General features: G+C 69.6%; 10 protein-coding genes. 6 read left to right on the plus strand and 4 right to left on the minus strand.

Annotation, left to right across the window (positions count from 1 at the left end):
• The first annotated feature begins 176 nt into the window (after positions 1 to 176).
• From ACFV15_RS17335 to ACFV15_RS17355, 5 genes are all read left to right on the plus strand, one after another.
• Positions 177 to 1634 (plus strand): sensor histidine kinase, encoded by a 1458-nt coding sequence (locus tag ACFV15_RS17335; protein ID WP_378351459.1) that lies wholly within the window; start codon positions 177 to 179, stop codon positions 1632 to 1634.
• 10 nt (positions 1635 to 1644) lie between these two features.
• Entirely contained in the window at positions 1645 to 3468 is a 1824-nt protein-coding gene (locus ACFV15_RS17340; RefSeq protein WP_378351460.1) for an ArnT family glycosyltransferase, read from the plus strand.
• Between the two features lie 62 nt (positions 3469 to 3530).
• A complete protein-coding gene (locus tag ACFV15_RS17345) occupies positions 3531 to 4778 on the plus strand; it encodes a glycosyltransferase (RefSeq protein ID WP_378351461.1) in 1248 nt (415 codons plus the stop codon).
• Between the two features lies 1 nt (position 4779).
• Entirely contained in the window at positions 4780 to 6615 is a 1836-nt protein-coding gene (locus ACFV15_RS17350; protein WP_378351462.1) for an ArnT family glycosyltransferase, read from the plus strand.
• Between the two features lie 63 nt (positions 6616 to 6678).
• Positions 6679 to 7374, plus strand: a complete 696-nt coding sequence (locus ACFV15_RS17355) for a PP2C family protein-serine/threonine phosphatase (protein ID WP_378351463.1) — start codon at positions 6679 to 6681, stop codon at positions 7372 to 7374.
• Here the strand turns inward: ACFV15_RS17355 and ACFV15_RS17360 are convergent.
• From ACFV15_RS17360 to ACFV15_RS17375, 4 genes are all read right to left on the minus strand, one after another.
• Positions 7342 to 8517, minus strand: a complete 1176-nt coding sequence (locus tag ACFV15_RS17360) for an MFS transporter (RefSeq protein ID WP_378351464.1) — start codon at positions 8515 to 8517, stop codon at positions 7342 to 7344. The genes ACFV15_RS17355 and ACFV15_RS17360 overlap by 33 nt on opposite strands.
• 71 nt (positions 8518 to 8588) lie before the next feature.
• Positions 8589 to 9437 carry an SAM-dependent methyltransferase gene (locus ACFV15_RS17365; protein ID WP_378351465.1) on the minus strand — a complete coding sequence of 283 codons (849 nt, stop codon included), beginning with the start codon at positions 9435 to 9437 and terminating at the stop codon, positions 8589 to 8591.
• 83 nt (positions 9438 to 9520) lie between these two features.
• Positions 9521 to 11851, minus strand: a complete 2331-nt coding sequence (locus tag ACFV15_RS17370) for a GH92 family glycosyl hydrolase (RefSeq protein WP_378351466.1) — start codon at positions 11849 to 11851, stop codon at positions 9521 to 9523.
• A gap of 86 nt (positions 11852 to 11937) precedes the next feature.
• Positions 11938 to 13380 (minus strand): amidohydrolase, encoded by a 1443-nt coding sequence (locus ACFV15_RS17375; RefSeq protein WP_378351467.1) that lies wholly within the window; start codon positions 13378 to 13380, stop codon positions 11938 to 11940.
• 109 nt (positions 13381 to 13489) lie between these two features.
• Here ACFV15_RS17375 and ACFV15_RS17380 point away from each other — a divergent pair, with 109 nt between their 5' ends.
• Positions 13490 to 13651: a hypothetical protein gene (locus ACFV15_RS17380; RefSeq protein WP_378351468.1), complete on the plus strand. Its 162-nt coding sequence runs from the start codon at positions 13490 to 13492 to the stop codon at positions 13649 to 13651.
• Positions 13652 to 13722 lie beyond the last annotated feature (71 nt).

Raw genomic sequence — 13722 nt, forward strand, 5'->3', positions numbered from 1 at the left:
GAGGTGGTTCTCCAGGGCGTGGGGGGGCGGGATCTTCCTTTTCTGCCGGACCGGCGCGCGGGGGTTGTGGTTGATGGCGCGTTTAACCACCGGCCATACCACTCACGACCTAGGCACACAGCGGCCTCACAGGTAGCGCACATCCGGTCCATACCCGCCGGTCGCAGCATGGAGGGATGAAGAGCAGGCCGCTGCGCGCGAAACTCATCGCGTCGACCGTGGGCCTGCTCGCGCTCGTCTGCCTGATCATCGGGGTGGTCAGCGAACTCGCGCTGCGCGGTTTCCTGCTCGACCAGATCGACCATCAGCTCGACGCCGCCGCGCACCGGGCGCGGGATTTCACGCTTCACGGGCCGCCGGACAAGCTGCCGCTCGACGCGCCGGGGCAGGCGGCGGGGACGCTGAATCTCACCATCCTCGGCGGGCATGTGCTGAACGCCGGGCGGATTTCCGCTTCGGGGCAACAGGAACTGCTCGACCAGGGCGAGCAGGCCGAGCTGGCCGGGCTGCCGGTCGACGGCCGCGCGTACACCCGCACGCTCGGCGACCTCGGCGACTACCGGCTGATCGCGCTGCCGACCGGCGATGGCGTGATGATCACCGGGCTGCCGCTGAAGAACGCTCAGGACACGCTGTGGACGGTCGGGCTCATCCTGTTCGGCGTCGCATTGGCTGGCGTCACCGCCGCCGGGTTCGCGGGCGCCTACGCGATCCGCCGGACGCTGCGGCCGCTAGACCGGGTCGCGGCGACCGCGAGCCGGGTCGCCGAGCTGCCGCTCGAGCGCGGCGACGTCGTGCTGTCCATCCGGGTGCCCGCGATCGACACCGACCCGCGCACCGAGGTCGGGCAGGTCGGCTCCGCGCTGAACCTCATGCTCGGGCACATCGGTCACGCGCTCGCGGCGCGGCAGGCGAGCGAGCAGCGGGTCCGGCAGTTCGTCGCGGACGCCAGCCATGAGCTGCGCACGCCACTCGCCGCGATCCGCGGGTACGCCGAGCTGACGCGCCGCGGCACAGAGCAGGTGCCGCCGTCGGTCGCGCACGCCATGTCCCGTATCGAGTCCGAGGCCGCGAGGATGACCACGCTCGTCGAAGATCTGCTCCTGCTCGCCAGGCTCGACGCGGGCAAGCCGTTGGAGGTCGGCGAGGTCGACCTTTCGCGCTTGGTGGTCGACGCGGTCAGCGACGCGCACGTCGCCGGACCCGAGCACAACTGGCGGCTGCGGCTCACCGACGAGCCGGTGATCGTCTACGGCGATCCGCTGCGGCTGCACCAGATCTTGGCGAACCTGTTGTCCAACGGCCGCGTGCACACCCCACCCGGCACGACCGTCACCACGTCGCTGACCAGGTCCGCCGACGGCAGCGCCGTGCTGACGGTCACCGACGACGGTCCCGGAATCGACCGCGACCTGCTGCCCACGGTGTTCGAACGGTTCGCGCGCGGCGACTCGTCGCGGTCACGGGTGGCCGGCAGCACGGGGCTGGGCATGGCGATCGTGTCGGCCGTGGTGATCGCGCATCACGGCACGGTCGGCGTGACGAGCAGGCCTGGCCGCACGGAATTCGAAGTCCGGCTGCCCACACAGGTTTCACACAGCGTCGCCACAAGGTTGCCCCAGGCGCGTTCGTGACGCTGGGCGCATGACCGCTCTCGCTGAACCCGAAACCGAAATCGCGAGCAAGGCACCCACTCCCCCACGCGACTGGCACCGCCCCGCGTTCTTCGCGCTACTGGCGCTGACCGCCGTGTTGTATCTCTGGGACCTCAGCGCGTCCGGCTGGGCCAACGCGTTCTACTCGGCCGCCTCGCAGGCGGGCGCCGAGAGCTGGAAGGCCTGGTTCTTCGGCTCCAGCGACGCGGCGAACGCGATCACGGTCGACAAGACGCCGGCCGCACTATGGGTGACCGGGCTTTCGGCCCGGCTTTTCGGCGTCAATTCCTTGAGCATGCTCGTTCCGCAGGCGCTCATGGGCGTCGGCTCGGTCGCACTGCTTTACGCGACGGTGAAACGGGTTTCGGGTCCGACAGCGGCGTTGCTCGCGGGTGTGGTGCTCGCGCTGACACCCGCCGCGGCGTTGATGTTCCGCTTCAACAATCCCGACGCGCTGCTGGTTCTGCTGCTCGTCGCGGGCGCATACTGCGTCACGCGTGCACTGGAAAAGGCGAGCCCGCGCTGGCTCGCGCTCGCCGGTGTCGCGGTCGGTTTCGGGTTCCTGGCGAAGATGTTGCAGGCGTTCCTGGTGCTGCCCGCGTTCGGTCTCGCCTACCTGATCGCCGCGCCCGCCACACTCGGCAAGCGGGTACTGCACCTGACCGGCGCGCTGGCCGCGCTGATCGTCTCGGCAGGCTGGTATCTGCTCGTCGTCGCGCTGTGGCCGGTGAACGACCGGCCGTACATCGGCGGCTCTCAGGACAACAGCCTCACCGAACTCGTGCTGGGCTACAACGGTTTGGGCCGGATCACCGGTGACGAGACCGGCAGTGTCGGCCCGAGCAGCTGGGGCACCACCGGCTGGAGCAGGCTCTTCGGTGACGAGATGGCAGGCGGGATCGCGTGGCTGCTGCCCGCCGCGCTGGTCGCGCTCGGCGCCGGGCTGTGGTTCACCCGCCGGGCGCGCCGCACCGATCCCGGCCGGGCCTCGCTCGTGCTCTGGGGTGGTTGGCTGCTGGTCACCGCCGCGACGTTCAGCTACATGAGCGGCATCATCCATCCGTATTACACGATCGCGCTGGCACCGGCGATCGCCGCGCTCGTCGGCATCGGCGCGGCGCAGCTGTGGCGCCGCCGTGACGACGTGCTGTCCTCGGCACTGCTCGCGAGCGGGGTCGCGCTGACCGTGTTGATGACGTATCTCTTGCTTGCAAGGCAGCCGGACTGGCTGCCGTGGCTGGGTCCGGTCGTGCTCTTCGGCGGGCTCGCCGCGGCCGCGCTCATCCTCTTCAGCGGACAGCTTCCCCTTGTGACGCAACGAGGTGTGGCCGTTCTCGCGCTGGTGGTCACGCTGGCCGGAACCGGTGCGTACACCGTCGCGACGGCCGCGTCGACGCACACCGGCGCGATCCCGTCGGCAGGACCGTCCACCGGCCGCGGCCTGCGCGGCGGCCCCGGCGGCCTGCTCGGCACGTCGCTGCCCGGCGAGAGTCTCACCGCGCTGCTCAAAAAGGACGGTGACGGCTACACCTGGGTCGCCGCGACCGTCGGGTCCAACAACGCGGCCGGGTTCCAGCTCGGCTCCGGGCTGCCGGTGATGGCGGTCGGCGGGTTCAACGGCACGGACGCCTATCCCACGCTCGCACAGTTCCAGGAGTACGTCCGAAATGGACAGATCCACTTCTTTCTCGGCGAGGGCATGAGCATGCCGGCGAACAGCGGAAGCGATGTGGCGCAACAGATTTCCGACTGGGTCGCGGCGAGCTTCAGTGCGACGACCGTCGACGGCGTGACCGTCTACGACCTGTCATGAAGCACAGCGAGCACACAGGTCAGGCACACGGTGACCAAAGCGGGACATCCGAAGCTGAAGCCATGACAGCCCTCCCGCAGACCAGCCGCGGCCCCGCACCGGTGCACACTGTCGACACCGTTCTCGACGTCGTGATCCCCGTGCACAACGAGGAAACCGACCTGGAGCCCTGCATCCGCCGCCTGCACGCCCACCTCGACGGCCACTTCCCCTATCCGTTCCGGATCACGATCGCCGACAACGCGAGCACCGACGCGACACTGCGCGTCGCCGAACGCCTCGCCCGCGAGTTCGACGAGGTGGAAGTCCAGCACCTGGACGAGAAAGGCCGCGGCCGCGCGCTGCGTGCCGTCTGGTCCACTTCGGACGCGGCGGTGCTCGCGTACATGGATGTCGACCTGTCGACAGATCTCGCGGCGTTCGGCCCGCTGGTCGCCCCGCTCATCTCCGGGCACTCGGATCTCGCGATCGGCAGCAGGCTCGCACGGGGTGCGCGAGTCGTGCGCGGACCGAAGCGTGAGTTCATTTCCCGGTGCTACAACTTGATTCTGCGTGGCACGCTCGCCGCCAGGTTCAGCGACGCGCAGTGCGGGTTCAAGGCGATCCGCGCCGACGTCGCCGAGCGGCTGCTCCCCCATGTGCAGGACACCGGGTGGTTCTTCGACACCGAACTGCTCGTGCTCGCGCAGCGGTCCGGGCTGCGGATCCACGAGATCCCGGTCGACTGGGTCGACGATCCCGAGTCCTCTGTGGACATCGTGGCGACCGCCAAGGCCGACCTCAAGGGCATCGCCAGGCTCACCAAGGCGACCATGACCGGCCAGGTGCCGATCAGCAGGCTGCGCGAACAGCTCGGAAGGGACCCGATCGACGTGCGCACCCCCGGTGTCGCCCCCAGTCTCGCGAACCAGCTGGTCCGGTTCGCGGCCGTCGGCGTGCTCAGCACGTTGGCCTACCTCGCGCTTTTCCTGCTGCTGCGTACTTTCACCGGCGCGCAGGCCTCGAACTTGGTGGCGCTGCTGGTGACCGCGGTCGGCAACACCGCGCTCAACCGCCGTCTCACCTTCGGAATCCGGGGCAAGCGGGGCGCCGGCAAGCACCAGTTCGAAGGGCTGATCGTGTTCGGCCTCGGGCTCGGCTTGACCAGCGGCTCGCTCGCCCTGCTCCACGCGCTCGCCCAGCCGGGGCTGGCGCTCGAACTCGCCGCGCTGGTGGCGGCGAACCTCGCCGCGACCGTGCTGCGCTTCCTGCTGCTGCGCGGCTGGGTGTTCAACCCCCGCCGCCAAACCGTTTCCGCTGAGGAGAACTGAGATGACCGCCGTACTCGACGTACCGAAGGTCGAACCCGTGCGCCCGACCCCCGCTCCACCCCGCTGGTTACGCCCGGCGGTCTTCGGCCTGCTGGCCGCGACGGCCGCGCTGTATCTGTGGAACCTGACCGCTTCCGGCTACGGCAACAGTTTCTACGCCGCCGCCGTGCAAGCGGGCACGCAAAGCTGGAAGGCATGGCTGTTCGGCTCGCTCGACGCGGGCAACGTGGTCACCGTCGACAAGCCACCCGCCGCGATGTGGGTGACCGTCGCCTTCGCGCGGGTCTTCGGCTTCTCCAGTTTCACCGTGCTGGCACCACAGGCGCTGATGGGCGTCGCGTCGGTCGGCATGCTGTACGCGACCGTGAAACGGACGTCCGGCCCGGTCGCCGGGCTCTTCGCGGGCGCCGGGCTGGCGTTGACTCCGGTGGCGGCGTTGATGTTCCGCTTCAACAACCCGGACGCGTTGCTCACCCTGCTGCTGATCGTCGGCGCGTACTGCGTGGTGCGGTCGCTGGACAAGGCGAGCGCGCGCTGGCTGGCCTTCGCGGGCGTCGCGATCGGGTTCGCCTTCCTGACCAAGATGATGCAGGCGTTCCTGGTGCTACCCGCGTTCGGGCTCGTCTACCTGATCACCGCGCCGACGACACTGCGCAAACGGATACTGCACCTGCTGGGTGCGCTCGGCGCCATGATCGTCTCGGCAGGCTGGTACATCGCGCTGGTCGACCTGTGGCCGGCGTCGAGCCGTCCGTACATCGGCGGGTCGACGAACAACAGCCTGCTCGAACTCGCCTTGGGGTACAACGGACTCAGCCGCATCCTCGGCAACGAGGGCGGCGGGCCGAGTGTGGGCGGCGGGCCTGGTGGCAACGGGAACGTCGGGTTCGGCGGGGCTTCCGGGCTGGGCCGGATGTTCGGCGCCAGCTTCGGCACCGAGGTCTCCTGGCTGCTGCCCGCCGCGGTGATCGGCCTGATCGCGGGCCTGTGGTTCACGCGCCGCGCGCCACGCACCGACCGGACCCGCGCCGCGCTCATCCTGTGGGGCGGCTGGATGCTGGTCACCGGCCTGACGTTCAGCCTGATGAGCGGCATCGTGCACCCGTACTACGCGGTCGCGCTGGCGCCGTCGATCGTCGCCGTGGTCGCGATCTCGGGCCGCGCGCTGTGGCAGGGCCGCAAGAACATGTCGGCCCGCGTGGTGCTGGCCGGCATGGTCGCGGTGACCGCGGTCTGGGACTTCATCCTGCTCGACCGGACCTCGGACTGGCTGCCCGCGCTGCGCTGGGGTCTGCTGGTGCTGGGCCTGCTGGTGTCGACGTTCATCGCGGTCGGCCTGCCGCCCGTGCGCAGGCTCGTGGCGATCATGGCCGCGGCGACCGTGGTGACGCTCAGCTTGGGCACCGCCGCCTACGCCGTGGAAACCGCTTCGCTGGCGCATAGTGGCTCGATTCCGACCGCGGGACCGAGTACCAACACGATGGGCGGCGGTCCTGGCGGCGAACGCGAACAGGCGTCGAGCGAAGTCGCGGCTCTGCTGGCGTCCACGACCACCAAATGGGCCGCGGCGACGAGTGGCGCGCAGTCGGCGGCTTCACTGGAACTGGCCAGCGGCAAGGCCGTGATCGGCATCGGCGGCTGGAGCGGCGGTGACCCGGCGCCCACCCTCGACGAATTCAAGCAGTATGTCGCGAACGGGCAGATCAAGTACTTCGTCATCGACCAGGGCCGGATGGGCGGCGGCCGCGGTTCGACCGAGATCGCGGACTGGGTGGCGGACACCTTCAGCGCCACCACCGTGGGCAACGCCACGGTCTACACCCTGATCGATAACTGATCCACAGCGTGATCTCAGTTTTCGAGCGCATCCTGTAAATAAGCAACCGCGAAGGAGGCTCCCATGAACACTCCGATCTGGCACACCGCGAGCGCACGGGGCCCCCGCACGGTCAACGCCGACGCCGTCGGCGCCTTCGCCAGGCATGGCCACAGCGCCACCTTCGCGTTGGCCGACGGCGTCGGCGACTCACCAGCCGCCGCGCAGGCAGCCCGCGTCGCCGCTTCGGCGGCGGCGCGGAGCCTGGAGGAGAACGGCCCGGTGGCCGCCATCCTCGCCGCCCAGGCCGCGGTCCACGAGCTGGGCGGCAAGGGCGACGCGGTGCTCGTCGTCGCCATCCCGTTCGAAGGCGGCTACCAGGTGGCCTGGGTCGGCGATGTGCGCGCGTACGCGTGGGACGGCGTGCTGCTGCACCAGGCCACCCACGACCACACGCTCGCCCAGTACTTCCGCGACCACGGCCAGGAGCCGGCGCCGCACATGGAGCACGTGGTCACGACCAGTGTCCGCACCACGCGGCCCGACGAGATCGGCACTGCCGTGGTCGGCACCGGCGGCCTGGTGCTGACCAGCGACGGTGTCCACAAGCAACTCAGCCTCACCACCATGCGCGACGTGCTCGCCCAGCCGGAGGCGGGCGCCGCCGGGCTCGTCGAGACCGCGATCGGCGCCGGTGGCCGTGACAACGCGACCGCGCTCGTGGTCGAGCCGACCCGGCTGGCCGACTTACGGACGATTCCCATCGTGACCGCCGCTTAGCACCGGTTCCCGTACCCGCATCGCGGGCGCCAGGAAGAAGACGCACGCGGTGAGCACGACCGCGGACGAAAGCGCCCAGTGGAGCCCGATCCCGTTGGCGAGCGCGCCGACGATCACGGGTTCCACGAGGAAACCCAGGTAGCCACAAGCGGCCACGGCGGCGACGGCCTGTCCAGGCGAGTCGGGCTGCTTGCGGCTCGCGACGCTCCACGCGATCGGCACGATCCCGGCGACTCCGAGCCCGACCACGGCGAACCCGATGATCGTCACGATCGGCGAGGCCGCCATGAGCACCAGCGCGAAACCCAGCACCGCGATCACCGTGACCGCCTGGATGAACCGCACGGTGCCGACGCGCAGCACGATCCGGTCGGCGACCAGCCGGACCGCGATCATCGTGATGGAGAAGGAAAAGTAGCCCAGCGACGCGAGCGCGGGCACGGCGCCGGTGACGTCGGTGAGGTACACGGCGCTCCAGCTGTTGACCGCCCCCTCGGCGACGAACCCGCAGAAGGCGATCACCCCGAGCGGGATCAGCGCCCGGCTCGGCAACGCGAACGCGGCTTCGCCCTGGCCGCGGTCGGCGCCGGTGAGGAACCGGGTCAGCGCGGCCCACAGCACGACCGCCGGCAGCACCGCGCCCGCGACGGAGAAATGCACGGTCACCGGTACATGCCAGGCTTCCATCAGCGCGTCGATGCCCGAACCGGCGAGCCCGCCGATGTTCCAGAAGGCATGGAACCCGGCGAAGATCGGGCGGCCGTAGCCTTCCTCGACCCTGGCGGCGTGCGCGTTCATCGACACGTCGAGCACGCTGTTGCCGACCCCGAGCACCACCAGCGCGGCGACGAAGACGGGCATGTTCGGTGCGAACGCGACCAGCGGCAGCCCGGCGCACAGCACGGCCGCGCCGAGCAGCACCCCGCCCCGGCTGCCGACCTTGGTGATCAGCGCGCCCGCGCCGAGCAGCGCGACCACCGACCCCATCGCGAGCCCGAACAGCCCGACGGCCAGTTGCCCCGTGCTCAGCCCGAGCTGCGCCTGCACGGCGGGCACCCGGGCCAGCCATGTCGCGAACGCGGCCCCGCACACCGCGAAGACGGTCGAAACGGCCCACCGGGCCTGTCGTAGTTCCCCAGTCATGCCGCCAACCTACGGAAAGGGTCGTGCGCGTTCCGGGCGGTTCTAACCGCCCGCAACGCGCACGAGGTCCGTTAAGGCTTGCGGGCGACGCCGGCGAAGCCGCAGGAGGCGTTCGGGGTGAGCACCAGTTCCTCGGTCATCGGGGACTTGTCGTCGAGGCGCCACTCCGGGATCCAGACGACGCCGGGGTCGACGAGGTCGAAGCCGTCGAAGAGCGCCGTGAACTCGGCGCGATCGCGGAAGGCGACCGGCGAGGCCGTGTTCTTGTACTGCTCCATCAGGATCGCCTGCTGCTTCTGGACGTCTTCGGGGACGCCGTCGTTGGTGCCGTGGCTGGCGATGAGGTACGAGCCACTCGGCAGCAGCGTCTTGTAGTACTCGAGCGAGACTTCGGCGCCCATGCCCTGCGGCATGAAGTGCAGCAGGGCGACGGTCAGCAGCGCGATCGGCTGGCGCGGGTCGAGCACGCCGGTGTCCATCGCCTGGTCCCACAGGTTGGCGTGGTCGAGGAAGTCGGCGTTGATGGCCGCGTGCCTGGTCAGGTCGCCGTGCTGCTCGAGCAGGATCTTCGAGTGCGCGACGGCGACCGGCTCGTTGTCGACGTAGACGACCCGGCTCAGCGGGTCGAGCTCCTGGGCGACCTCGTGCACGTTGCCGACCGTGGGAACACCGGAGCCGATGTCGAGGAACTGGTGGATGCCCTGCTCGGAGCAGTACCGCACGGCCCTGCGCAGGAACTCGCGGTTGGTCCTGGCCAGCATGCGGGCCTGCGGGAACACTTTGAGCGCCATCGCGCCGAACTCACGGTCGACCGCCCAGTTCGTGGTGCCGCCGATGAACCAGTCGTAGATCCGCGCGACACTCGGGTGTTCGAGGTCGACGCCCTTAGGAGCGAAGGGCGGATCCGCAATGTCACTCAAGTCGCACTCCCCAACACCGCGCACGTGGATGGCATCCACAGTACCGCTCCGGAAAGTCATTCACTCACCGGAGTGGTCCCGTTTCAGCGTGCCGCCACCAGCGGTGGCGGGGCCGAAGCCGTGCCCCAGCCATTGGGCTCCGGTGTCAGCGTAAACCGGATGGTGCCCGATTGGAGTAGTTCACGGTGATTCATCCACGAGTCTTTCACCTCGGTGCCGCCGGTCCGCACCGAGGCAATGTACTGGAACTTCGACGCGTCCGCGCCCGGCGCCTGGATCGCGAAGCGGCGGCCGCCCTCCGGGGTGATCTCGACCTTGGGGAACATCGGCGCGCTCAGCAGGTACTGCCCGGAACCCGGTGTCGCCTCGAAGAACCCGGCCATCGAGAACACCAGCCACGCGGAGATCGTGCCGAGATCGTCATTGCCCGGCATGCCGTACGGCGTGTCGGTGAACAGCGTCCGCGCCGCGCGCAGCACCGCCGAGGTCTTCCACGGCGCGCCGGTCCAGCCGTACATCCAGGGCGCGTGCAGGTCGGGCTCGTTGTTGGGGTTGAACGCGAAGTTGTTGTGATAGTCGTACGCCCCATGAACCCATGAATCCTTGGCCGCCTTCGCGGGATCGGCCAGCAGCAGCTTCATGTCGAAGAACGTGTCGAGCCGCTTCTCCGCCTCGGCCGGGCCGCCCATCAGGCCGAACAGCTTCGGCGTGTCCTGCTGCGCGAGCCACTGGTACTGCCACGGCGTGCCCTCGTGGAAGCCGGTCGACTTAGCCGGGTCCGCCTCGCCGACCCACGTGCCGTCCACCGCGCGCGAGCGCGGGAAGCCGGTGAAGCCCTTGGACTGGGTGCCGGTGTCCCACAGCTTCGTGAAGTTCGAGCATCGCGAGGCCAGCGTCGCGGCCTTGTCACGTTCGCCGAGTCCTTGTGCCATCAGCGAAAGCGAGCAGTCGGCCAGCGCGTACTCGAGCGTCGCCGAACCCGCCTGCCTGGTGTCGCCGAAGGTGTAGCCCGGCACGTCGCGGTAGCCGATCCAGCCATTCTGGACATAGCTCGGGTTGCCGTCGCGGCCGCGGAACTTCGACTGGTCGGCGGGCACCTCGTTCGCGTTGCGCCACAACGCGTCGAACAAGGCGCGCGCTGTCTTGTCGTCGAGCAGGCCACGCCGGTAGTTGTCGACCACCCACGGTGTCACCGGGTCGCCGCTCATCACGTTCGTCTCGCCGCCGGCCAGCGCCCATCGAGGCACCCAGCCGCCATCCTGGTAAATCTTGAGCACCGATCGCGTCATGTCCGCGGCGCGTTCCGGATGCAGCAGCGCGACGAGCTGGTTCTGCGAGCGATACGTGTCCCACAACGAAAACATCTGATAGTACGGCCGGTCACCGGCATGGACCTTGTCGTCGAAACCGCGGTACTTGCCGTCCACATCGGACCCGACGGACGGGTGCAGCAGTGAGCGGTACAACGCGCTGTAGTACGTCCGCTGGTCGGCGGTGCTGCCACCGGCGACACGCATGCGGTTCAGCTCGTCACGCCACGTCTTCGAAGCCTGCGACTTGGCCTTGTCAAAGGAACCAGCCTCGGCGCCGCGGTTCAGCCGCGCACCGTCCACAGAGGTGTAGGAAAGCCCGACCGAAGCGCCGACCTGCTTGCCCTGTGACTGATCGAAGGTCAGCCAGGCGCCGGTACGGCCACCGCTCAGCGACGAGTCGCGCACACCCGGCTTGAGCACGCCGCCGCTCCACGTGCCGAACGACGCGAACGGCCGGTCGAACTTGGCGCTGAAGAAGACCCGGTACCGCTCCTTTTCGGTCTCCCAGCAGAAGTTCCCGCCCTGCAGCCAGCCTTCGACGGTGTCACCGCCGACGACCTTCACCTCGCCCGCGTAGCTGTAGCCGTTGCTCTCGCCGACCTCGATCAGCACGTTCTCGCTCTGGCCTGCCGGGTAGGTGTAGCGGTGCTTCCCGGTGCGCTCGGTCGCGGTGAGCTCGGCGCGCACGTCGTACTTGTCGAGCTTGACCGCGTACTCGCCGGGCGCCTTGGTCTCGTTGGCGTGGCTGAACTTCGACCCGTACTGCGCCGGGTTCGACGAGGTCACCGGGCCGGTGGTCGGCATGAACCGGATGTTGCCCATGGTCTGGCAGCCGACACCGGACAGATGCGTGTGACTGAAGCCGAGGATGGTGTCCTGCGCGTAGTCGTACGACGCGTACTTCTTGAGCTGCGTGTCCGGGCTCAGCTGCACCATCCCGAACGGCACGGTCGCGCCGGGGAACGTGGTCCCGTCGCCGTTGTTGCCGATCGAGGTGTCGACCAGCTCCGTCGGATCGGCAGGGAACCCGGGCCCCGCCTCGGCGGCGGGCGCCGTGGCGACCCCGAGCGTGACGGCCATCAACCCGGCCAACCAGCGCATGCGAACTCCTCTGACAACGTTGTCACAACCCCTGCCGAAGATCCTCTCCGACCGCCCCGATCGCCGTCAACCGACGATCGTCGCGCTCAGGAGCGGTAGGTGACCCTGCCACCCATGATCGTCGCGCGGATCGGCATCGCGCGCAGATCCGTGCTCTCGGCCGGATCCTCCGCGGTGATCACCAGGTCGGCGACATCGCCGACACGGATCCCTGAGCGCCCACGCGCGGCGGCGCTCAGCGCGTCCGCGAGCTGGATCGCCTGCTCGGGATGCCACGCCGGGCGGTCGTCGTCGGTGCGGCTGACCGCGGACGCGATGCCGTCCCACGGGTCGAGCGGCGCGACCGGCGCGTCGGAGCCGATCTCCAGCCGCGCGCCCGCCGCGAGCAGCGCGCCGTACGGAAACGCCCGCGCGGTACGGGAAGCCCAGTACCGGTCTGCCACGTCACGGTCGTCCGGCTGCTGCGCCGGCTGGACGCTCGCGATCACGCCCAGCTCGGCGAACCTCGCGATGTCCTCGGCACGCAGCAGCTGCGCGTGCTCGATCCGGCCGGGACAGCCGACTTCTGCGAAGGCGTCGAGCGCGATCGTGTTGGCGTGATCCCCGATCGCGTGCACCGCCGGGGAAATCCCGTTCTCCCAAGCCTTTCGCAGCAATGGGACGAGTTCGGAAGGCGGCGTTTCGAGCAGCCCGAACGACGGCGAGCCGGGATACGGGTCGTGGCAGTACGCCGTGCGCGTGTTGAGCGAACCGTCCACGAACACCTTGAGCGGGCCGACGGTGAGCAGCCCGCCCGAGTCCGGTACCACGTCACCGGTGCGCAGGCCCCGCGAGATCGCGAGCTCCAGCGCGAACCGGGCGATCACGCAGTCCACCCGGATGGGCAGTGGCGCGGCCGCGAGCCTGCGCGTCCAGTCGGCGACGGTGTCGGTGTATTCGTAGTCGGCGATCCCGGTGACCCCGCGCGCGGCCGCGGCTTCGAGCGCCTCGGCAACCCAGCGGTCCTGGGTCTCACGGGACGCGACCGGGAGTTCGGCGGTGGCGCTCATGCAGTCGTTCTCCAGCAGCACACCGGTCGGATGCTGTTCGCGGCCGACCAGTTTCAGCGCGGCCGGGCTCAGCCACAGCGTGTGGAGGTCGCCGCTGAACAACGCGACCGGCTGCCCCGGCAGCGCCCGCTCGAGCAGGTCCTTGTGCGGAACGTCGGGCCAGAGCCCGTCGCGGAACCCGGCGCCGGTGACCAGCTCCCCCGGCCCCGCCGGGTGCGCGGCGACGAGGTCGACGGCCTCGGCCGCCGATTTCGCGCTGCCGAGCGGGATCCGCCGCCGGGCGGCCGCCCACTGCACGGTGTGGACGTGCGCGTCGACGAGTCCCGGCAGCAGCGTGCCGCCGTCCGCCTCGAGCACTTCCGCGGCGCCCGCAGGCTCACCCGGCGGGGTGACGGCGACGACCCGATCGCCGGACAGCCGGACGTCGGCCAAGGCGCCACCGATACCCGAACGGACGCCTCGCACTAGCAACTCGCTCATGGGAATACCCTGCCAGACCGCCGACGCTTCGAGTGCATTCGAAGTGCTTGGTTCCGGGCCCCGCCCCGGCGAGACTGGGAGGACGACCTTGGTGACACCTGGGGGCTCCGTGACCATTCGCATCACCGTCGCGTCCCCGCCCGGCCATGATCCGGGCACAACACGGACGGCGGCGGAACGGGGGCCCGCCGCGATCGGCACCAGGGTCGCCGATCAGCGCGGATTCACCCGCAAGCTGCGGCAGGCCATCAGGCGACGCGCCGAGTCGTGAGTGTTGCCAACGGTCAGAACCGTCGGGCGCCGCGCCTTGTCGTTTTTTTTCCAACTGAAAACACCCCACCC

The organism is Amycolatopsis sp. NPDC059657 (assembly GCF_042734395.1).
Lineage (GTDB): Bacteria > Actinomycetota > Actinomycetes > Mycobacteriales > Pseudonocardiaceae > Amycolatopsis.

Bases quoted from the DNA above. Each gene is read 5' to 3' on its own strand.
- ACFV15_RS17360 (WP_378351464.1), bottom strand. From the start codon at position 8,517: ATGACTGGGGAACTACGACAGGCCCGGTGGGCCGTTTCGACCGTCTTC.
- ACFV15_RS17370 (WP_378351466.1), bottom strand. From the start codon at position 11,851: ATGCGCTGGTTGGCCGGGTTGATGGCCGTCACGCTCGGGGTCGCCACG.
- ACFV15_RS17355 (WP_378351463.1), top strand. From the start codon at position 6,679: ATGAACACTCCGATCTGGCACACCGCGAGCGCACGGGGCCCCCGCACG.
- ACFV15_RS17340 (WP_378351460.1), top strand. From the start codon at position 1,645: ATGACCGCTCTCGCTGAACCCGAAACCGAAATCGCGAGCAAGGCACCC.
- ACFV15_RS17335 (WP_378351459.1), top strand. From the start codon at position 177: ATGAAGAGCAGGCCGCTGCGCGCGAAACTCATCGCGTCGACCGTGGGC.
- ACFV15_RS17345 (WP_378351461.1), top strand. From the start codon at position 3,531: ATGACAGCCCTCCCGCAGACCAGCCGCGGCCCCGCACCGGTGCACACT.
- ACFV15_RS17375 (WP_378351467.1), bottom strand. From the start codon at position 13,380: ATGAGCGAGTTGCTAGTGCGAGGCGTCCGTTCGGGTATCGGTGGCGCC.
- ACFV15_RS17350 (WP_378351462.1), top strand. From the start codon at position 4,780: ATGACCGCCGTACTCGACGTACCGAAGGTCGAACCCGTGCGCCCGACC.